Annotated in this window: 21 protein-coding genes and 3 pseudogenes; 18 read left to right on the forward strand and 6 right to left on the reverse strand. The window is 32.0% G+C overall.

Annotation, left to right across the window (positions count from 1 at the left end; genetic code table 11):
- Nucleotides 1-74, forward strand: a pseudogene (locus tag J4P91_RS26645) (glutamine amidotransferase); the annotation flags it as partial.
- Between the two features lie 403 nt (nucleotides 75-477).
- Here the strand turns inward: J4P91_RS26645 and J4P91_RS26650 are convergent.
- Nucleotides 478-942 (reverse strand): GNAT family N-acetyltransferase, encoded by a 465-nt coding sequence (locus tag J4P91_RS26650; RefSeq protein ID WP_207996484.1) that lies wholly within the window; start codon nucleotides 940-942, stop codon nucleotides 478-480.
- 421 nt (nucleotides 943-1363) lie between these two features.
- Between J4P91_RS26650 and J4P91_RS26655 the strand changes: the two genes are divergently transcribed.
- Together J4P91_RS26655 and J4P91_RS29210 are read left to right on the forward strand one after the other, a co-directional pair.
- Nucleotides 1364-2023, forward strand: a complete 660-nt coding sequence (locus tag J4P91_RS26655) for a hypothetical protein (protein ID WP_207996485.1) — start codon at nucleotides 1364-1366, stop codon at nucleotides 2021-2023.
- Between the two features lie 405 nt (nucleotides 2024-2428).
- Nucleotides 2429-2626: a hypothetical protein gene (locus tag J4P91_RS29210; protein ID WP_307802557.1), complete on the forward strand. Its 198-nt coding sequence runs from the start codon at nucleotides 2429-2431 to the stop codon at nucleotides 2624-2626.
- Between the two features lie 94 nt (nucleotides 2627-2720).
- Here J4P91_RS29210 and J4P91_RS29830 read toward each other — a convergent pair whose 3' ends face one another.
- The 3 genes and pseudogenes from J4P91_RS29830 to J4P91_RS29840 all read right to left on the reverse strand — a co-directional run.
- Entirely contained in the window at nucleotides 2721-2918 is a 198-nt protein-coding gene (locus J4P91_RS29830) for an AAA family ATPase (protein ID WP_374192070.1), read from the reverse strand.
- Nucleotides 2919-2930: 12 nt separating this feature from the next.
- Nucleotides 2931-3113, reverse strand: a complete 183-nt coding sequence (locus J4P91_RS29835) for a hypothetical protein (protein WP_374192071.1) — start codon at nucleotides 3111-3113, stop codon at nucleotides 2931-2933.
- A pseudogene (locus J4P91_RS29840) lies at nucleotides 3114-3293 on the reverse strand (transposase domain-containing protein); the annotation flags it as partial.
- Between the two features lie 190 nt (nucleotides 3294-3483).
- Between J4P91_RS29840 and J4P91_RS26670 the strand changes: the two are divergent.
- Complete coding sequence (locus J4P91_RS26670; protein ID WP_207996486.1) at nucleotides 3484-4905, forward strand: zinc dependent phospholipase C family protein; 1422 nt, start codon at nucleotides 3484-3486, stop codon at nucleotides 4903-4905.
- 115 nt (nucleotides 4906-5020) lie between these two features.
- A complete protein-coding gene (locus J4P91_RS26675) occupies nucleotides 5021-5857 on the forward strand; it encodes an endonuclease I family protein (protein WP_207996487.1) in 837 nt (278 codons plus the stop codon).
- 108 nt (nucleotides 5858-5965) lie between these two features.
- On the opposite strand, the gene J4P91_RS26680 is transcribed toward J4P91_RS26675, so the two are convergent.
- Nucleotides 5966-6400 carry an Lrp/AsnC family transcriptional regulator gene (locus tag J4P91_RS26680; protein WP_017151984.1) on the reverse strand — a complete coding sequence of 145 codons (435 nt, stop codon included), beginning with the start codon at nucleotides 6398-6400 and terminating at the stop codon, nucleotides 5966-5968.
- 142 nt (nucleotides 6401-6542) lie between these two features.
- On the opposite strand from J4P91_RS26680, the gene J4P91_RS26685 reads away from it, so the two are divergent.
- From J4P91_RS26685 to J4P91_RS26705, 5 genes are all read left to right on the forward strand, one after another.
- Nucleotides 6543-7808 carry an APC family permease gene (locus J4P91_RS26685; RefSeq protein ID WP_207996488.1) on the forward strand — a complete coding sequence of 422 codons (1266 nt, stop codon included), beginning with the start codon at nucleotides 6543-6545 and terminating at the stop codon, nucleotides 7806-7808.
- A 149-nt stretch (nucleotides 7809-7957) separates the two neighbouring features.
- On the forward strand, nucleotides 7958-9583 hold the full coding sequence (locus J4P91_RS26690; RefSeq protein ID WP_207996489.1) for a M3 family metallopeptidase: 1626 nt from the start codon (nucleotides 7958-7960) through the stop codon (nucleotides 9581-9583).
- Nucleotides 9584-9627: 44 nt separating this feature from the next.
- Nucleotides 9628-10380, forward strand: a complete 753-nt coding sequence (locus J4P91_RS26695) for a WecB/TagA/CpsF family glycosyltransferase (protein WP_207996490.1) — start codon at nucleotides 9628-9630, stop codon at nucleotides 10378-10380.
- 49 nt (nucleotides 10381-10429) lie between these two features.
- Entirely contained in the window at nucleotides 10430-11131 is a 702-nt protein-coding gene (locus J4P91_RS26700; RefSeq protein ID WP_207996491.1) for a 5'-methylthioadenosine/adenosylhomocysteine nucleosidase, read from the forward strand.
- A gap of 76 nt (nucleotides 11132-11207) precedes the next feature.
- A complete protein-coding gene (locus tag J4P91_RS26705) occupies nucleotides 11208-11654 on the forward strand; it encodes a GNAT family N-acetyltransferase (RefSeq protein WP_207996492.1) in 447 nt (148 codons plus the stop codon).
- A gap of 53 nt (nucleotides 11655-11707) precedes the next feature.
- Here J4P91_RS26705 and J4P91_RS26710 read toward each other — a convergent pair whose 3' ends face one another.
- The gene (locus tag J4P91_RS26710; protein ID WP_207996493.1) at nucleotides 11708-12124 is read right to left on the reverse strand and encodes a hypothetical protein; all 417 of its coding nucleotides are present in this window, start codon (nucleotides 12122-12124) and stop codon (nucleotides 11708-11710) included.
- Nucleotides 12125-12281: 157 nt separating this feature from the next.
- Between J4P91_RS26710 and J4P91_RS26715 the strand changes: the two genes are divergently transcribed.
- The 8 genes and pseudogenes from J4P91_RS26715 (at nucleotide 12282) to J4P91_RS26750 (ending at nucleotide 19248) form a co-directional block, all read left to right on the forward strand.
- Entirely contained in the window at nucleotides 12282-12929 is a 648-nt protein-coding gene (locus tag J4P91_RS26715; RefSeq protein WP_207996494.1) for a response regulator transcription factor, read from the forward strand.
- A complete protein-coding gene (locus J4P91_RS26720) occupies nucleotides 12922-14304 on the forward strand; it encodes a sensor histidine kinase (RefSeq protein ID WP_207996495.1) in 1383 nt (460 codons plus the stop codon). The genes J4P91_RS26715 and J4P91_RS26720 overlap by 8 nt, the downstream gene beginning before the upstream one ends.
- Nucleotides 14305-14468: 164 nt before the next feature.
- Complete coding sequence (locus tag J4P91_RS26725) at nucleotides 14469-15488, forward strand: IS1595 family transposase (protein WP_207996496.1); 1020 nt, start codon at nucleotides 14469-14471, stop codon at nucleotides 15486-15488.
- A 162-nt stretch (nucleotides 15489-15650) separates the two neighbouring features.
- Nucleotides 15651-16529, forward strand: a complete 879-nt coding sequence (locus tag J4P91_RS26730) for an AraC family transcriptional regulator (RefSeq protein ID WP_104150379.1) — start codon at nucleotides 15651-15653, stop codon at nucleotides 16527-16529.
- Nucleotides 16530-16947: 418 nt separating this feature from the next.
- A complete protein-coding gene (locus J4P91_RS26735; RefSeq protein ID WP_207996497.1) occupies nucleotides 16948-17664 on the forward strand; it encodes a nucleotidyltransferase domain-containing protein in 717 nt (238 codons plus the stop codon).
- Nucleotides 17665-18070: 406 nt separating this feature from the next.
- Nucleotides 18071-18184, forward strand: a complete 114-nt coding sequence (locus J4P91_RS29215; RefSeq protein ID WP_307802558.1) for a hypothetical protein — start codon at nucleotides 18071-18073, stop codon at nucleotides 18182-18184.
- A gap of 267 nt (nucleotides 18185-18451) precedes the next feature.
- A pseudogene (locus tag J4P91_RS26745) lies at nucleotides 18452-18649 on the forward strand (hypothetical protein); the annotation flags it as partial.
- Nucleotides 18619-19248, forward strand: coding sequence for a class I SAM-dependent methyltransferase (locus J4P91_RS26750; RefSeq protein ID WP_207996498.1), 630 nt, complete (start codon nucleotides 18619-18621; stop codon nucleotides 19246-19248). The pseudogene J4P91_RS26745 and the gene J4P91_RS26750, both read left to right, overlap by 31 nt.
- Nucleotides 19249-19911 lie beyond the last annotated feature (663 nt).

Below are 19911 nucleotides of genomic sequence, written 5' to 3' on the forward strand. Positions count from 1 at the left end.
ATTCATGGTATAACCTAAATAAGACTCATAAACCTGAATACTTCTTCCAGTTAATGAATTCAATAAATAGATGAGCTTAAAAAATCAGCTTAGCAGTTTTATATTAGTTTAAATAATTACCATGCTTTAGAAGATGGCAAAGCATGTTTTTTGTATATAACTTTAAAATGTTTATGGAAGTAAAAAACTTACAAAGCACTCCTGAAGTTGTTATAAATAGAACTGGTAACTAAATCTCTTTTTAATCTTATTAAATGTTGGTTTGAAATAAAGTTTGATTATAAAATAGCTACAAACATTGATTGTATAACAAAAAGAAACGCTCAACTTGAAAAAAGATTGGTCAAAATGAGCGTTTTGTATTTCAGTTAGATATTAGTTTTTATTAAAAAGATTGATTATTTTCAGATTCAAATTATTCAGCGCAAGCTACCTGTTGTATATAAAGTTGCTTTGATACACTATACAGTATCTTTTTTAAATGGCCTTCACCATATTTATATTTGTAATTTCATAACCCAACTTTTCATATAACCCACGTGCAACTGTGTTATGACCAAAAACATGAAGACCAATTTTATTCATTCCTAATTCTTTAGCAATAATTTCAATTTCTTTCATTGCTTGCTTACCATACCCTTGTCCTTGGTGTGGTTTATAGATTATAAAATCAAAAATAAAGCCTAGACCTGGATTTGTAGTTGATGTTTGTGCAATCCAAATCATTCCGACTAGTTGTTGGTCTTGAAAAATAGAGTACAAGTAATTAAGCTCAGATTTCTCATCTTTAGGTAATAGTCTAGAAAATTCTTTTTTAGATAGACTGATTGCTTCATCTTCACCCCAGTTTCCTGAAGTAACTTTGTTTTTTGCATAGTTCTCAATTGCACTAGAAATGTATAGTTGAAATTCTTCTTTATTCATCGGTTTTAATGTAATCACTTAATTCCCTCCTACTTTAACGTTATTGAGCCAGTTTATATAAACAACAAGTTCCAATGCGGACGACTCCTATCAGTTGAAATAAGCTTAATCATCTAAAGTTATCATTATTATATAACAATTCGAAAAATATATTGAATTGGTGAAGCATCGCGACTTTATTCAAAACATCGCGTCTTTTTTATAAATATCGTAACTTCATTTCAAAGCTACATAAATACCAAAGCACTTGACAATATTTTTAAGTCTTCAGTGATAAACGGATTTGGTGACTAGTCATTTTTATATAAAAATATTTAGACGTATTTAATTAACATACAAATTAATTTCACTTTCATAAGAAAAAATTTAAATTTTCAGTTCTTTGAAATGAATTTTGGATTACAATTAAAATGTAATATATTTCCAAAAGGGGAATGAAATGAAAAAGTTTTCAGCGCTTCTTTTAAGCATAGCTTTAGTTTTTGGGCTTTTTCTCCCACAAGTTTCAGCAGCAGAAAAAGTTAATGAAGAAACTTTTTTGAAACAGGTTAAAGAAGTTACAAAAGATACAGGTCTTGAACTGGTAAATGCCAGTGAAATTTCAGAAGGAGCACCATATATAGAGTTTGAAAGCATTGAACAATTTGAGAAAGCTATAAAAGATAATATGCGTCTTAAGAACGACAAAAATCATTTGCGCCAACAAGAAAGAGATATACTGGAATCACAACCTATTGAGGGGAGTAACCCTTCTGATGTATCGAAGTATATTGCAGCTATAGGCTCTATAACTTGGAATGATTACGATCTTTGGTGGGCACCATCGGTCACCATGAGAATAAATATTAACTATGATTATTATTTAATTTCTAGTGGTCAGAAAAGGTTTATAGGGACTTCAAAAATTAATTCATTCGCCTCTGGGATATCCTCTTCAGGTTGGGTTCAAACTAATAGTGCTAGTATTATTATAGACGGGAGTAGAACGATCCAAATTAGTATTAATGGATACCATGAGTTTAAAGTCTCAATAGGTGGTAATGCAACTGGATTTAGATACTTTAAGCAGTATACAAAATGGTTTTATTACAACTCATAAATAAGAGGAAACTTTTTGGATCTTTTGAAGGGAAGATTTTTTACATAATTTCCTCAAAAAGTTTCCATTAAGGATGCTGGGAGATATGGCATAATTTGATAATCACTTGTTTTTTATGTCAAATAGTTCTAATGGGAGTGAAAACTTAGTTGCATTACGCCATTACTTAACTCCTTTCAGGAAATTTTCACTCCTATCTCTTATAGAAACTAAATTTTCCCGTTTTTCTTCTCATTTAGTTTGTAGTCATAATTCAAACTAAAATTGCTTATACAATCTATCTCTTCATTAAAATTAAAACATTCAGGTAATTATAAGTTTTTATAGTCTTAGTCTATCATAAGTTGCATCCAACATTTTAATGGAATGAAACTTTCAATTTTATAAAATGTTTAATCAGAACTTATTTACAATTCTTTGCTTGAAGAGATAAAGCATCGCAATTGTATACACAAATATAACTTCATTAAAACTCAGGATAGTGAAAATTTTAAAACGGGACAGATGGGGATAGCTAGTTTTTATAAGTGTGAAAAGTGTGGAAAAGAAAAAGTTGAATATAAATATAACAATGATATAAATAGTGACCTTTGGAATATATAAAATAAAAATTCTATAGTCCTACTGGAAGAACCAGCGGACACCAAACTATAAAGAGCATTAACGATATTGCTCTATAGTTTGGTGTCCGCTTTTTTTAGTTCATTAACAAAATAGACAAGGAGTGTTTATATATGAATGCAAGCGGAATGCGAGCTTCTGGAAACCCGACGCGTTCAGCCGATTCAATCGCAGCGAGCGTACGCGGTCCAGCTTGCGAGCTAGCAAGTCCAATATCTTCATATGCCATAATGAGCAGTTTTCTTTCGATACTTTGCAAATCGCCAGCTTCAATAAGGCGCGCTAACTAATGAAGTGCAGCATTCACATCACTTCCGCGTACTGACTTTTGAAAAGCAGATAGGACGTCAAAATGAGCATCTCCGCCCTTATCATGAACAAAGCTTTTTTTCTGTAAACATTCTTCTGCAATTTCTAATGTGATTTCAGCGGTTTGATCGTCTGTTGTAAAGCTAGATAAAACAGCCAGTTCGGGTACTTCGGTATCACTTTCTTTCTCAGCATCATTAAACAATTCTAGAGCGAGTTGATTTTCCGTTGTATTTTCGCTAGACGTACCAAACCGTTTTTGTTGACTAAGACGAAATTGTTCTTCGTACCATCTCACTTTTTCCGTGAGTTCTTCTATTTGAGCTTGAAGAGATTTAATTGTAGGTGGGGAATATTTGACGCTTACTTATTTGAAATGTTTTTTAGCTAGTAACTAAATATGTATAATTGCATAAATAAATTGAAATATATAAGTTATCATTAAACTACATTTTTAATGTAGAAGGGTATTTTTGCTTCAAGGTGAAATCATTTACGTTATTGATGAAATTGAAATTTAGGAGAATTGTATGAAAAAGAAATTATGTACATTGGCTCTTGTCACAGCGATAGCTTCTGGTACTGTGGTAATCCCAACAGTCACATCCGCTTGTGGAATAGGCGAAGTAATGAAACAGGAAAACCAAGAGCACAAACGTGTGAAAAGATGGTCTGCTGAGCATCCACACCATCCTAATGAAAGCACACATTTATGGATTGCACGAAACGCAATTCAAATTATGGCTCGTAATCAAGATAATACAGTTCAAAAAAATGAATTACAATTTTTAAATACTCCTGAATATAAGGAGTTATTTGAAAGAGGTCTTTATGACGCAGACTACCTGGATGAATTTAATGATGGGGGTACAGGTACGATAGGGATTGATGGTTTAATTAGGGGAGGATGGAAATCTCATTTCTACGATCCCGATACGAGAAAGAACTATAAAGGCGAAGAAGAACCAACAGCTCTCTCGCAAGGAGATAAATATTTTAAATTAGCAGGTGATTACTTTAAGAAGGATGACCGAAAACAAGCTTTTTATTATTTAGGTGTTGCAACGCATTACTTTACAGATGCGACCCAGCCAATGCATGCTGCTAATTTTACAGCGGTCGAAATAAGTGCCTTAAAGTTTCATAGCGCTTTTGAGAATTATGTGACGACCATTCAGACACAATTTGAGGTGAAGGATGGCAAGGGAACATATAATTTGGTCGATTCTCATGATCCAAAACAGTGGATACATGAAACAGCGAAACTCGCAAAAGCAGAAGTTATGAATATTACCAATGATAATATTAAATCTCAATATAATAAAGGAAACAATGCTCTTTGGCAACAAGAGGTTATGCCGGCTGTCCAAAGGAGTTTAGAGAAAGCACAAAGAAATACGGCGGGATTTATTCATTTATGGTTTAAAACATTTGTTGGAAATACTGCAGCTGAAGAGATTGAAAATACTATAGTGAGAGATACTAATGAAGAGGCAGTACAAGAAAATAAAAAATATTTTGTAATACCAAGTGAGTTTCAGAATAGAGGTTTGACCTTTGAAGTATATGCTGCGAATGACTACGCATTATTATCTAATCAGGTAGATGATAATAAAGTTCATGGCACACCGGTTCAATTTGTATTTGATAAAGATAATAATGGGATTCTTCATCAGGGAGAAAGTGCCTTAATAAAAATGACGCAATCCAACTATGAAAATTACGTATTCTTAAATTACTCTAATATGACGAATTGGGTACATCTTGCAAAAAGAAAAACAAACACCGCACAGTTTAAAGTGTATCCAAACCCGAATCATCCAAGTGAATATTTCTTATATACTGACGGCTATCCAGTTAATTATCAAGAAAATGGTAAAGGGAAAAGCTGGATTGCTTTAGGAAAAAAAACGGATCAACCAAAAGCGTGGAAATTTATACAGGCTGAATAGGATTTTCTATTATATAGAGAGAAAATGTGTATGTAGTTTTAAAATATTTCATGTGTTTAGAAAGAATTGTTTTCGTTCATTAGTTAAAATTAAATTTTAAAGGGGATATGTGTATATGGTGTTCCGAAATACAAAACTTGCTATGGTTACCATTTCTTCATTTTTTATTTTAGGCTCTGCGTCACTATCATTTACAAATACCGTATATGGTGAAGGAACTTCTTCGGCTTCAAAAGTAAATCAAGGGGTAATTGCAGCTAATTATGATGATACATATTATAATAGCGCGAAGGGGAAAACGGGTTTAGAGTTAAAAAAGGAACTTCATACTATTATTGATAATCATAAAAAGATATCATACAGTGCGGTTTGGGAAGCACTAAGAGATACTGACGAAGATCCAAATAATAAAAATAATGTAATTCTCTTATATACAGGACGTTCGCAAGGGAAATTTACGAATGGTTCAGGGGTTGATAATTGGAATCGAGAGCATGTTTGGGCAAAATCTCACGGTGATTTTGGGACAGCTGCAGGACCAGGAACGGATCTTCATCATTTAAGAGCTACGGATGTATCTGTAAATAGTTCGCGTGGAAATTTGGATTTTGATAATGGCGGTATGAATCATTCAGAAGCAACAGAATGTAAATACGATAGTGATTCTTGGGAACCTCGTGATAGTGTAAAAGGAGATATTGCTAGAATGTTATTTTACATGGCTGTTCGCTATGAAGGAGATAACGGTGAAGTAGATTTAGAACTTAATGAGCGAGTGAATAACAATAAAGATCCATATATGGGGAAACTATCAGTCTTACTAAAATGGAATGAACAAGACCCTGTCGATGACGTTGAAAGAAAGCGTAATGAAATTATTTTTACAAAATATCAGCACAACCGTAATCCATTTATTGATCATCCTGAATGGGTAAATGAGATTTGGAAATAAATAAAGTTTTTGTATAAATATCTTTAAAGAATTTCATTGTAATTGTTAGTGGCATTATGTTTTGATAAAGCGAAAGGATTGATCATAATGATCAATCCTTTTTTAGGTTTAATCTACAATAATCGGTCTGTATGGGATTGGTGAGGATAATATCATGGAAGTTTTTACTGTACCAAATGGGATTACAATATCGATTAATGATTCTAATTCTTTCATTGATTGCACAGCTACTTTTAAGTAATAGCTACTTTCTCCCGTTACTCGATGACATTCAAGTATTCTATGTTCGTTGTATATTTTCTCCTCGAATTTTTTACAGGGGATTTTTAAGTTTTCTATTCTTAAAAACGCTTGAATGCCTTTGCCAACTGCATCGGGGGAAATACGTGCTGTATATTTTTCAATTATTCCCGCATCATGTAATCGTTTGAGTCTTTCGGTAACACTTGGACGACTAAGATGTAAATGTTCCGTCATTTCTTTAATTGTCATTCTGGCATCTTCTTGTAAAAGTGAAACTATCTTTTTATCGATCCCATCCATAATATATACTCCTTTACGAAATTGAAAATAAATAACTAAAATACCTTCATAATATAAAGTTCAGAAAAGAATTATGTTCATTTTTGAATATAAAATAGATTAACAACTTTCTATAATTTAAATATAAATGGAGGTGCATGGAATGTCTAATGATTTCAAAGAAACGATTTCTATTCGAAAAGGTACAGCTTTATATGTTGGGGCAGTTTTAGGATCGGGAATTCTCATTTTACCAGGTATGACAGCGAGTATAGCGGGGCCAAGCGCTATTATTTCTTGGTTTATAATGATTTTGCTTAGTATCCCGCTTGCGTTTACTTTTGCTTTTTTGTCTATTGAGTATCCAAGTGCAGGTGGAATTGCAACTTTTTCTGAAAAGGCTTTTGGAAAAAATATCGGAGCCATAATAGGATGGTGTTTTTTTATTGCCGGAAGTGTTGGTCAAATTATTGTGTCTCTAACGGGCGGGCTGTATATTGTTAAAGTGTTGGATTTGCCTTTCTACTTTGCATATGTGATCGCCTTTATTATTTTAAGTATAGCTATTTGTTCCAATTTCTTTGGATTGCAAATGAGTGGAGTGTTTCAAGTATGTATAGGTGTATTAACTTTTCTTATCTTATTCATAACAATTGTTTGCTCATTACCTAATATTGAAATGAAGAATATGAACGTGAACGTTTCAGTAAATGAAATACAACCTATTTTACATGCGTCATTATTAATTTTTTGGTCTTTTTTTGGATGGGAAGCAATTTCAAGTTTAGCACCAGAATTTAAATCTCCAAGAAGAAGGAATATCATTTTTTCTACAGGAGTTGCTATTGTAATTATTGGATTTTTATATATAGGAATTGCCGTTTCAGTAATCGGGACGAGATCATATTCTATAGATTCTAATAATAGTACCGCTCTTGTAATCGTTATAAAAAATACATTAGGTGACCAATTTGCATGGTTAGTTGGATTAGTAGCTTTTATGATTTGTTTAGGTACAACAAATGCATTTGTAGCAAGTATGAGCCGGCTTGGCTATTCATTAGGAAAAGAAGGATTTGCTCCTAAGTATCTTGGATATTTAGATCATAAAAGGAATGCACCAACGTATGCTCTAATGACAGTTGGATTCATCGCAGTAACAGGGATTTTCATAAGTTTTATTTTTCATATTGGTCTAGATACATTAGTATTAATCCCTAATTCGTTAGGAATTGTTACATATATAGTAGGTACTGCAGCGGGCATAAAGCTAATCAAGAATAGACTAGGAAAGTTTTTTTCTGTAACAGCATTTACATGCTGCGTAATGGTATATCCGTTTATTGGTGATGTAATTGCCATTCCCATTGTAGTTGCGTTGATGTGCTTAATGTATCTCTATATATCAAACAGAAAAGGTAGTAAATGAACGTTATATAAAAAGAAGAAATAGAATTAGGAAAATAAAATCCTTGCATAAAAGTCGGAATATTTCAAGATGTTAAAATTAAAGTGATTCGTATATAATTAGCTAATAATGCGCGATTGTAACTATTTGTAAAAACAGGAGGCTAAAAAATGAATCAAATTACTGATCACCCAACGAAGTGGGATTTGAAAAGGCTATATCCTGAAGAACAAGACCTTATGTTTTTTACAGAAATAGAGATAATAGAGCAACTAATAGAAATATATAAAGAAGAGGGAGATTTAGAAGCTCTTTCAAAAATTATACAAAAAACTGAAAAGGCAGAGTATTACTTTTACTGTTTATCTACTGAACAAGTAGATGAATCTATATTGGCTGTACCGCATACAAAAATAATGAATTTGAAAAGGGATGTTCGTTTATTACTACAAGAAGAAAGTAATGTTTCTGATAACGCAAGTATTCATTTTATAGAAAATGAATTAAAAGCTTGGGAAGATATGTACATACAATTACGAAATAGATTAGAAATACATAATAATAATGAAGTATTTTCATTTGGAAAAGCAAACTATCTTGCGATGAATGCTGAAGCTCATCATGAAAGATTAGAGGTATTTTCTTCTCTTACAGAGGCATTGGAAAAGGAGAAAACAGTATTTGCTAACGTGCTTAATCAAATGGGGAGATTGCGTAATCTAAAAAGGAACCTGCTGCAAGAAAAGGAAGTATTGTCACAATCCCTTCAAGTGAATGGTATTTCTAATCATGCATTATTGGAAATGTGGGATGCAATTGAAGGGAATCTTGAAAAGTTATCGAGTGTTATAGCGTTTCATAAAAGTAATAAAGAGACATTTACTTGGCATGATTTGATGACATTAGAAGAAAATAATCAGATTGAAATCCCTTTTTCACTAGCAGTAAAGGATATATACGATGCTTTAAAGAGTATTGATGAAGAATTAGCAGAATTCGCACAGCACGCCATTATGAACGGTTGGGTAGATGCTGAGCCAAGAGATAATAAGCCTCCTAGTGGATTTTGTGCTCCTTTTTTAAGTGAAGGAGAGTCTCGAATTTCATTACGGTATGATGGAACAATTGATAGTGTAAGAGTGTTAGCGCATGAATTAGGACATGCATGGCACTTTTATGTAATGAGCAATGAAAAGTCTCCTGCATTTTTGGATGATTATCTTCCAATGAGTATGGCCGAATCAGCATCGATTTTCTTTGAAATGGTACTTGTAGATTACTTAGTGCAAACAGCAGAACATGGTAACTTGAAAAAATCGTTACTCAGCTGGAAAATCAGAAATAGCTTTAATTATGTAATGGCCATTCGAGCTTCATTTCAATTTGAGCAAACATTTTATGAAGAAAGTCAAAAGGGGCCTTTGAGTGCGGATGAATTAGAGAGATTATCTATACTCTCACAAAAAGCAGCTTATGGAAATTCTCTAACAGAATATCAACCTTTTGTTTGGATGAAATATGGTCAATTTTATACGGCGAATCTTCCTTTTTACAACTATCCATATACATTTGGTTATCTACTCAGTTTAGGATTATTAGAAATTGCAAAACAAGATTATGAGTTTCATTCCAAATACAAAAAATTCTTGTGTGAGACTGGAAAGCGCCCAGTCGAAGAGTTGGTGAAACAATACTTTCACATCAATCTTGCCGATAATGAGTTTTGGGAGAAATCATTGCTTCAAATAAATAAGGATGTTGATGAGTATTTACAGCTTGTAAAAGAGGAAGCTTAAGTCATCTATTATAAGAGAATACGTAAGGGAAGTGTATGTAAAGAATGAAACAACAGTACATAAAAGGTATACCATTTTGTAGCTTAGAGTATAAGAGAGTAATAGATATATTAGAAAATTGGTTATCTGAAAAGGAAAATAAACCAAAGTTTATTGTGACAGCGAATCCTGAAATTGTGATGTCAGCTAGACAGACCTCAGCTGAATCTATACGCTTCAAAAATATTTTACTATCTGCGGATTTAATAACAGCAGATGGAATAGGCGTGATACTCGGTTCAAAAATTTTAAAGGGAACATTGAAAGAGCGTGTTACAGGCGCAGATTTAACACATGACTTAATAGAGTATTGTAATCAAAAAGGATACCGTGTGTTTCTTTTTGGTGCTGCACCAGAAAGTAATGAGAAAGCATTAAGAAATTTAAAAATGCGTTTTCCACATGCTATTTTTGAAGGGCAACATGGCTTTGTAAAAGAGGAGCAGATAGAAGACGTCAAAGTTCGAATTCAACAATTTGAACCACACTTACTATTGGTAGGATTAGGATCTCCTAAGCAAGAGGTATTCATCTATGAAAATCTACAAATATTAAACGTCCCTTTATCTATTGGTATTGGAGGTATGATTGCTATTTTATCCGGCACGGTAAAACGAGCTCCAAAATTAATGAGGGATACTGGTACAGAATGGTTATATAGGTTAGTAACACAACCTAAAAGAATAAAGCGCCAGTTGATACTTCCAAAATTTTTAGTATCCGTTATGGCTGAGAGAGTCATAAAAAATGTTCATTAACTTTCTATAATAGAAACATTATATGTAATAGAGAAGAGGTAGACGATAAATGAAAAAAATCGGCATTATCGGAGCGATGCAAATTGAAATCGACTTACTTTTAGAAAAACTAGAGATTCAAGAAGAATTTACGATTGCCAAAATGCCTTTTTATCGAGGGATTTTCATGGATAAAGAGATTATTCTTACAAGGTGTGGCGTTGGAAAGGTGAATGCAGCTTCATGTACACAAATTTTAATTAATAAATTTGAAGTAGATTGTATTATTAACACTGGTGTTGCAGGTGGATTACATGTAGGTATGAAAGTTGGAGATCTCGTTATTTCCACGAATGTTACACATCATGATGTAGATAAAGGACAAATGAAGAATTTATTTCCATTTCAAGAAACGTTCATTGCAGATAAAGAATTGAGAGAACTTGCATTAAAATCATGTAATACAATCGGACTGGAAGGAAGCTTTTATGAGGGAAGAATTATTAGTGGGGAATGCTTTGTTGAAAATGCGCAACTGAAAGAGAAATTAATTGCTGAATATTCTCCGCATTGTGTAGAAATGGAAGGTGCGGCAATTGGTCATGTTGCGTATATCAATGATGTACCATTTCTTGTTATTCGATGTATTTCTGATACTGCGGATGATGAGGCAACTATATCATATGAAAACTTTGCAAAAGTTGCAGCGAATCAATCTTCGAGGGTTATTATTGAAATAATTAAGAATATGAAAAGTAATTTAGTAGTGTGATAGGAATGAAAAAGGACTTCTTTTAAATGGGAAAGTCCTTTTTTGTAGTATTACATATTATTGGTAGGTGATAGAGATGTGGAATTTTCAATTGAAACAAATTGAAAGCCTATCGCAAGTTGGTATCACTCATCTTGTGGAAGAAAGTAAAAAAGAGGGGTTTAACTTTCTTATAAAGTTAGTGAATGAATACAGAAATAAAACAAATACATTCAATAAAAAGGGAGAATGCTTATATGGCGTTTTTCAAGATGAGGTTCTTATCGGAATTGGTGGCATAAATCAAGATCCGTACATGAAAGCTAAAGTAGTTGGACGGTTAAGAAGGTTCTATATTTCTAAAGCATATCGAAGGAAAGGAATAGGGAATTTATTATTAAGGAAAATTTTATCTGATGCAAAAGAGCATTTTCAAACTGTCGTTCTGTATACAGACACAAAACAAGCTAGTCAATTTTATATTTCCAATGGATTTATGAAAAGTGAAGGGTATCAAGGAGCGACTCATTATTTAAGATTATAAAGAAAAAGATTCCATAAGGCACAATCTTATGGAATCTTTTTCTCTTTAAGTAATTATGACTTTACTTTTAAATGCTTCAATAAATGTTCAGGGTGACCTTGTACATAATAAAAGTGTGGATTATTTTCATCATCATAAATCATGATATAAGGTTTTTCGTTAAGTGGAAGGAGTACAAGAACTTCATCTATCGTTGTATGTATCCATCGATTTGTAATGGTAACTGGTTTAGATAAAGGGATTTTTATCATATGTCCAGTTTTAGGGACAACGTTTAAATTTTTAAATACTCCAGTAATGGATTTTGCATATTGTACTGCTTCTTTTTGAATTTCTAAGTCTAGGGATTGTTTTTGCACGACCGTTCCCTTTTGACAATCAAATACTTCAATTTGTTTATTTGTTTCTGCGAAAACATTAGTTGATAGTAAAAGTGAAAACAGAAAAATGAATCCTATTTTTTTTAACATGGAACAACACCTCATATTTACTATTCCCTCAAATCCTATAAATATTTTTTGTCACATTTATGTAACAAAGAAAGTGTATGATAGCGCCATAAATATGAAATTCTGATTTTACTTTGGTATGATAAGGTTTACAGATAGTTAATGGAGGAAGAAATACATGAAAGTATTAATCGCAGATGATGAACAGGATATGCTAAAAATATTAAAAGCATATTTTGAAAAAGAAGGCTTCCAAGTATTTTTAGCAAGGGATGGAGAAGAAGCACTTGAATTATTTTATGAGGAAAAGATTGATTTAGCAATTTTAGATTGGATGATGCCAAAAAAGAATGGGATCACTGTATGTCAGGAAATAAAAAAGAATTCGAGCGTGAAAGTATTGATGCTTACTGCTAAAAGTGAAAATGAAGATGAACTTGCGGCCTTGCAAAGTGGAGCGGACGAATATGTCAAAAAGCCATTTCATCCAGGTATTTTACTTACAAGAGCAAAAAAGCTTTTACATCAAGAGAATATCTACCAAGTACAAGATTTAAAAATAGATCTGACGAAAAATAAAGTATATAAAAATGATAAAGAATTAGAAATCACGAAAACAGAGTTAGAATTAATTAAATGTTTTTTAAATCATAAAGGTACGATATTAACGCGTAAAAAGTTATTAGATATCGTATGGGGCTTTGATTATTTCGGAGATGAGCGAACAGTGGATACACATGTTAGACGATTGCGAAAAAAAATAGGTGAAGAGATTATTAAAACGCATCGTGGTTTAGGATATAGTTTGGAGGATGCTCGTGAATAAGCTTGGTAAAAAACTGTTTCTAAGCATTTCCTTAACGATTATTCTTATTTTTACAATTTCGTTATTATTAATAAATTATTTTTTGCCGAAATATAATATATACAAGACAAGAGAAGGCCTAAATAAAATTACGACTCAAATACAATCTGCCTCTGATGAAACGCTAGTAGATATGATCAATCGAATTGAGAATGAAAACAATGTAACAATAGTTTACACTTCTATAAAAGGCACAGAAGATGAAATGAATGACGCATTACGTTCGCAGCTTGCCCATAAGAGGGTGACATTGAATAAGCTTTGGATTACAAAAGAAGAGGTAATGAAAGTAAAGCGTTCTGGACAATCGAATAAATTATATGATCAAGAGAAGCTAAAAGCGAGCTTTTTTGCAAAATATATCGCTAAAAATGATATGTTAATTTTAGTAGGGGTTTCGATTGCTCATTCAAACGAACTGATAGAGGCACTTAACACATTTTATTTATATATTTTAGGATTTTCAATATTACTTGTCGTTGTACTAGTCTGGGTACTATCCAAAACAATTACAACTCCATTAAAAGAATTAAGCGATGTCGCAGAAGATATTTCTAACCTTAAATTTAAGCAATCGCAGGTAAAAACAAATGATGAAATTGGTGATTTAGCTAATAGTATTAATATTATGAGTAATAAGTTACATGAAGCTCATCGAGATTTAATGGATAAAAATGAACACTTAAAACGATTTATGGGAGATATTACTCACGAGCTGAAAACGCCGATTGCATTAGTAAAGGCATATTCAATGGGGATTCAAGATGGACTAGATGATGGGACATATTTGGATACAATTATTAAACAAACGAATCAAATGTCAAATTTAATAGAGGAACTGCTTCGTTTTTCTAAAATTGAAAGAGACTTACTGCAGAAAGAAGAATTTCAGGTAATATCACTTATTCAAAGTGTAATTGAGAAACATGAAATTGAATTCCAAGCCAAAGATATACATTTACAAATGGATTGTCGCGTAGAAGATGTTAATATTTATGCAGATTTGGATAAAATGAAAATGGTATTTAATAATTTAATTTCAAATGCAATCAAATATACAGAAAATCAAAATATCAAGATTGTATTGGAAGACAGAAATGATTGCGTATATTTTAGTATCCAAAATGGAATTAATCCTGATATAAGTACAGATATCGAAAAAATTTGGGAGCCATTTTATGTATTAGAAGCCTCACGTAGTAAGGAAATATCAGGAACTGGATTAGGATTAGCCATTGTAAAAAGTATTTTAGAACGACATGGTTTTGAGTATGGTGTCTCCATTATAAAAAATGAAATACAATTTTATATGTATATAGAAAAGAGTTTACTTTGAGTAATCAAGACCTAAATGCTAAAAATGTTTAAAAATATAAAGCTCTCACTTGCGGGAGCTTTTATTCTTTGGCTCCGTTAGTGATATGTGTTGATATTCAAAAAAATAAGAACTTACGTTCTATAATAATTGTATAGATGCTTCCATTTTGTGGGGTGGTTTCAATGGCTACGATAGAACAAATTCGTACTGATATTGAACGCTTAGACCAATTTGGTAAGGAGCGTGTATTTGCGTGGTTAAAAACTACCCTTACACCATTATTTGAATCAAAATCCATATTTCATGAAGTAAATGAACGGAAAGCTAATAAAGGATTTCGCTGCATTTACTGTGGAATGGATGAAATTGTTCGCTTTGGTAAAACTGCACAGGATCGTCAACGTTATAAATGCAAATGCTGCGATAAAACATTTACGGAAACTGCTGATAAGCCTCTCTATCATTGTCGAAAATCTGAAAAATGGATTGACTTTTTATCATGCTTGATTGATGGTATGAGCTTGCGTGATAGTGCCAAAGAAATTAGCGTTCATTGCGTCACTCTATTCTACTGGAGACCTAAAATCCGAACAGCCCTTGCACAAATCAATGCAGAGGAACTAAATGGAATCGTAGAAGTTGACGAAACCTATTTTTTAGAATCACAAAAAGGGGCAATCCTAACACACCGATCTTCTCGAAAACGTGGTGGAAGTGCTAAAAAACGAGGTCTTTCCACTGAACAAATCTGTGTGCTGATTGCTCGTGATCGAGAGAAAAATACATTCTATAAAGTCATTGGACGTGGAAAGCCTACAAAAGATAGCTTAGAACTCCATTTAGGTAATCGACTAGGAACAGATATTGTTCTTTGTTCCGATGCTCTTAGAGGTCATAAACTACTTGCAAAGAATCATCATATTCAACAGTATGTGTTCAAAACTGGAGAAAAACGTGTCAAAGGAACCTACCATATCCAAAATATCAATAGCTATCACTCTCGCTTGAAACGATGGCTCAATCGCTTCTATGGTATTTCTACGAAATACCTAGAAGGTTATATTGCATTGTTCAACTATCTTGATCAACTAAGATTTGATGTTAGTGAACGCTCTATTAAGGAGCTTGCAGTGGATGTGCTAATGAATAAAGTCTCTGATACCAATAATGATATTCGTTTAAGACAAGTTGAGTACGTTTAATAGCTATTTAACGTCATAGATGACTAATAAAGAATGTTATGAAATGATTGTTTAAGTGACTATAATAATAATGTAAGACAAGTTCCGATAAATTCCGTATAAAAAATATCGAGTGAGTAATAAATTTTAACGATAATATGTATTTGTAAAGGAGGGAAATGAATGTTACAAGAATTCAATAATTTAATGGATTACATTGAAACACATTTAACGGAAGAAATCTCTGGAAAAGATATATCAAAAATTGTAGGACTATCTGATTATCATTTTAAAAGAATGTTTTCGTATATGGCTGGAATGTCATTGAATGAGTATATCAAAAATAGGAGATTATCAGTTGCGAATGTTGAATTAATAAACGGAGCAAAAGTGACAGATATTGCCTATAAATATGGCTATCAATCTATAGAAGGATTTTCAAGAGCCTTTCGTGGATGGAGTGGTTTTTTACCTTCAGAAGTAACTAAAAACAAAATTCAAAAATCATTTCCCAAATTTTCATTCTTTATAGATATAAGAGGAGGAATATCCATGGAATTCAAAATTGAAAAAAAAGAGAAGTTTAATATAGTAGGTGTATCGAAAAGAGTGCCAATTCAATTCGAAGGTGAAAATAATGCTATCTTAGAACTAGCCCAGTCAATTACCGAACAACAAAGAAATGAAATGCATCAATTAGCTGATTTATATCCTCATCAAGTCTTGAATGTATCTTATGATTTTGATGATGGTTTCTTGGAAGAAAAAGGCTACTTAACTCATATGATTGGTTTTGCAACTACAAAAGAAAATCCATTCGATGATTTAGAGCAAATTTCTATTGAAGAAAGTTTATGGGCAATTTTCCCTAATCAAGGACCATTTCCTGCTACGCTTCAAGAAACTACCGCAAAAATTTATTCTGAATGGTTGCCTTCTTCAGATTATGAAGTAGCAGATATACCTGGAATTTCTTTTACAAAGCACAATGGTACATCGGAAAATGTATATAGCGAAATTTGGATGCCAGTAAAGAAAAAAGTTAGCGATAAACTTGGATGATTATTATATTTACAGAAGTGTTATGCCGTTAAATCTTCATTTACCATATTAGACCAGTCAGTAGATATTGACTGGTCTTTTTGAATTTGATGAAAAATCAACACTTATCGCTAACAGAGCCTATTCTTTTTATTGCCAGTTTGAAACAAAGATGCATTGTTTACCCCGCTATTTGTGGACAGTAAGACCTCCACCTCAATATTCAGCGAAAGAAAAGAAGTTAGGCGGTGGTACCAACAGCTCGTAAAAGCCTGATTGGTTTGAGCTAATAATCAGTGGGGATGAAGAAAACACCCACTGATTAAAGTTTCACTTTATAAGTTAAATAGACTATACTAATAAAAAGATATTACGTTCAATATAGGAGCATATTTCTTGAACAATTACTAAATAACCAAAAAAAGTTCGGAGGGTAAAAATGATTGAAAACCTTTCATACATTACATATGAACATCATAAAAAGTTAGTACGAACAATTCTAAATGATTGTTCGTCTAAAGATGAAATTATTGGGTTAATGCTTATTGGTTCTGTTGCAAGAGGAGATGCTTATCCCGACTCCGATTTAGATTTATATATTCTTTTAGAAAATGGACAAAATAAAAAATTTCATTCTGAAATTAGAGATAATATTTTAATTGAATATAAATATGCAGACTTTAATCAAATTCAATTAAACTTTAATAACAATCCAATGGAACTATACTCTTTTTTAGAAGGTAAAATTTTAATTGATAATAAGGGGTTTTTGAAGAAATTAAAGGAAATAGCGAAAAATAAATATAAGAATTATTGTATTTCTGAAAATAAAATAAAAGGCATTTCTCATTGGTTAAATAGTTCACTTATAAAGATTAATGCTGCTTTGAAAGTAAATGATGAATTAAAAGCTTCATATATAGTTAATACATCAACCTGGGTAATGTTAGAAGGTATATGGGCCTTAAATAACAAACCAATCCCTCCGGCTGGGTCTGTGTTGGTACATATTAAATCATTATCAAAAAGACTTACTAATTTGGATGATTTGCTTAATAAAGTGTTTTTAGGTAACACGAGCGAACGAATTCATTCAGCAATTATAATTATTGAGTGGGTTTTATTAAATTTAGATTATAAAAAAATAAATATATAAACTAACGGGTGCGTGAATTTATTTTATCTATTTTTTAAATTTAGATCTTAATAATAAAAGGATTTTAGATTTTTTATTTCCAGGCGGACAAGTATTTCTCTCGATATTTGTTATCTTCTTCGGACTCAATAATAATTAGTAGTAATGTTTCTTATTGTACTAAAGGGGGAGGGGGGGTAACAAAGTGCATAGTATGGTCGGACTCTGCTTAATAGAGGAGATGTAAACAACTTGCTATTTTTTTCACTTTAAATTAAAATATATTAAAGATATTAAATATCTGTAATATACTTTAAAGGGGAAAGTAATGGTAGATTCAAAAACAGCAGATTATACTTTACACATAATGGTATAAGTAACACAAACACCAAAAGGAAAATCAATTGGATTAGAACAGTTAGCTAAAATTCAAAACCTTTCACCAACATACTTTATTAAGATGTTAAGAAAACTTGTTAAAGTGGGACTAATTGAATTCCATCCCGGTGTTAATGGTGGATGTAGTAAGAAAGTCTCGTGATTTTTCTTTTTAAGAGGTAATTCAAGTTATTGAAAGTAAAACAACTGTATTCACACGCTCTTTAGAATATGAAGATTTTAAAAGCGGCGATTGTTTAATTGAAAATCTGATGTTTGAAACAGAAAAAAATGAAAGATGAATTAGCTAATTGATATAATATTGATCTTGCAAACCAAATCAATAAAGAATCATAAATGTTTCCAATTTTTTTATACTAATTGTAGATATTAAGAGTCTATATAGTATTTAATTTAAAAACGAAGATAATTTATCAGTAACTATATGTACTGGTTCAAATGGCTTGAACTATTTGAAAATGATAAAGAAGCAATAAAGGTAAAGAACTTTATGGTTCAATGTAATGTAATCTATGCTTATACAAAAACAGCAGATTTTAAAGAAAGAGAGTCAATATTTGTAAAGGAGATTGAGGTATGGCAGAATTCTGGGAATCAAGTTTTATAGAAAATCAAATGATGTGGGGATTTGAACCTTCAGACTCCGCAATCTTAACAAAGGACTTTTTCCTTGAAAAGAATGTTAAGGATATATTGATTCCGGGTATTGGATATGGTAGAAATGCAAAGGTTTTTATTGACAACGGAATAAATGTATCAGGTATTGAGATTTCAAAAACAGCGATTGAATTGGCAAGGCAAAACGGGCTTAATGTTAGTATTTTTCATGGTTCAGTAACCGATATGCCTTTTGATAACAAACTTTATGATGGTATATTTTGCTATGCACTTATTCACTTATTGAATGATCGTGAGAGAGATAAGTTTATTAAAGATTGCTATAATCAGTTAAAGCCAAACGGATATATGATTTTTACTACTATTTCAAAAGAAGCCCCAATGTTTGGAAAGGGAAAACAACTGGGGAAAGACTATTTCGAGATAATGGAAGGGATAAAAATGTTTTTTTATGATTCTGACTCGATAAAACAAGAATTTGGAAAATACGGATTGATAGAATTTTCAGAAATTGTTGAGCCACATAAGAATATGGAAAATAAACCTCCATTTAAATTTATAATGGTAAAATGTCAAAAAGAACTATAATTACAATTGCATAAAAAATAGTGAATTGTTAATTGATAAGGCTTATGTGTAACCTATTCACTAAGACCTTCAAGTGCTTACGCATTATTCTTAAAAGGCGAATTAAGGGAAGTCAAAGAGTTTCCCTTAAAAACCGCTTAATTTTCAACACTATTTTAAAACATAGCCATTGCTGAAAATCAAATCGAACAGCTATTGGCTGAATCCGGTTTTACCAATATAACTCGGTTTTATTCTACTGGAATTTTTGGAGGATGGATTTGCCATGCGGAATAATTTATCCCGCATTAACAGGCAAGTAATACCCCCATATTAGGAAAAATTAAAGAAGTTAGGTGGGAGATAAACTGCCCGTAAAAGCTCGATTGGTGAGGGATAAGATACGAAATTCGATAATTTCAGGCTTTATTTTCTATGTTTTATTTACTTTGTTACCCCAGTTACATGGAGAAACAATTACTATGAGGGATCTTACTGGAAACATTATAGGCGGAGTATTTTTCGGTTTATGTTTGGATGTGGTAAATATAATAATAAAAAAGCTGAAGAAGATGAATTATAATAAAAAATTCAAAACACCTTTCACTATGAACTGCACCCCAATTGTTAGACACAATTAACAATTGGAGGTGTAGTTTTTTTATGGCAAAGTTTTCATTAGAA

Origin of the sequence: Bacillus sp. XF8, from assembly GCF_017498755.1 — a bacterium.
Taxonomy (GTDB): domain Bacteria; phylum Bacillota; class Bacilli; order Bacillales; family Bacillaceae_G; genus Bacillus_A; species Bacillus_A bingmayongensis.

Bases quoted from the DNA above. Each gene is read 5' to 3' on its own strand.
- J4P91_RS26655 (WP_207996485.1), top strand. From the start codon at position 1,364: ATGAAAAAGTTTTCAGCGCTTCTTTTAAGCATAGCTTTAGTTTTTGGG.
- J4P91_RS26670 (WP_207996486.1), top strand. From the start codon at position 3,484: ATGAAAAAGAAATTATGTACATTGGCTCTTGTCACAGCGATAGCTTCT.
- J4P91_RS26675 (WP_207996487.1), top strand. From the start codon at position 5,021: ATGGTGTTCCGAAATACAAAACTTGCTATGGTTACCATTTCTTCATTT.
- J4P91_RS26680 (WP_017151984.1), bottom strand. From the start codon at position 6,400: ATGGATGGGATCGATAAAAAGATAGTTTCACTTTTACAAGAAGATGCC.
- J4P91_RS26685 (WP_207996488.1), top strand. From the start codon at position 6,543: ATGTCTAATGATTTCAAAGAAACGATTTCTATTCGAAAAGGTACAGCT.
- J4P91_RS26690 (WP_207996489.1), top strand. From the start codon at position 7,958: ATGAATCAAATTACTGATCACCCAACGAAGTGGGATTTGAAAAGGCTA.
- J4P91_RS26695 (WP_207996490.1), top strand. From the start codon at position 9,628: ATGAAACAACAGTACATAAAAGGTATACCATTTTGTAGCTTAGAGTAT.
- J4P91_RS26700 (WP_207996491.1), top strand. From the start codon at position 10,430: ATGAAAAAAATCGGCATTATCGGAGCGATGCAAATTGAAATCGACTTA.
- J4P91_RS26705 (WP_207996492.1), top strand. From the start codon at position 11,208: ATGTGGAATTTTCAATTGAAACAAATTGAAAGCCTATCGCAAGTTGGT.
- J4P91_RS26710 (WP_207996493.1), bottom strand. From the start codon at position 12,124: ATGTTAAAAAAAATAGGATTCATTTTTCTGTTTTCACTTTTACTATCA.
- J4P91_RS26715 (WP_207996494.1), top strand. From the start codon at position 12,282: ATGAAAGTATTAATCGCAGATGATGAACAGGATATGCTAAAAATATTA.
- J4P91_RS26725 (WP_207996496.1), top strand. From the start codon at position 14,469: ATGGCTACGATAGAACAAATTCGTACTGATATTGAACGCTTAGACCAA.
- J4P91_RS26730 (WP_104150379.1), top strand. From the start codon at position 15,651: ATGTTACAAGAATTCAATAATTTAATGGATTACATTGAAACACATTTA.
- J4P91_RS26735 (WP_207996497.1), top strand. From the start codon at position 16,948: ATGATTGAAAACCTTTCATACATTACATATGAACATCATAAAAAGTTA.
- J4P91_RS26750 (WP_207996498.1), top strand. From the start codon at position 18,619: ATGGCAGAATTCTGGGAATCAAGTTTTATAGAAAATCAAATGATGTGG.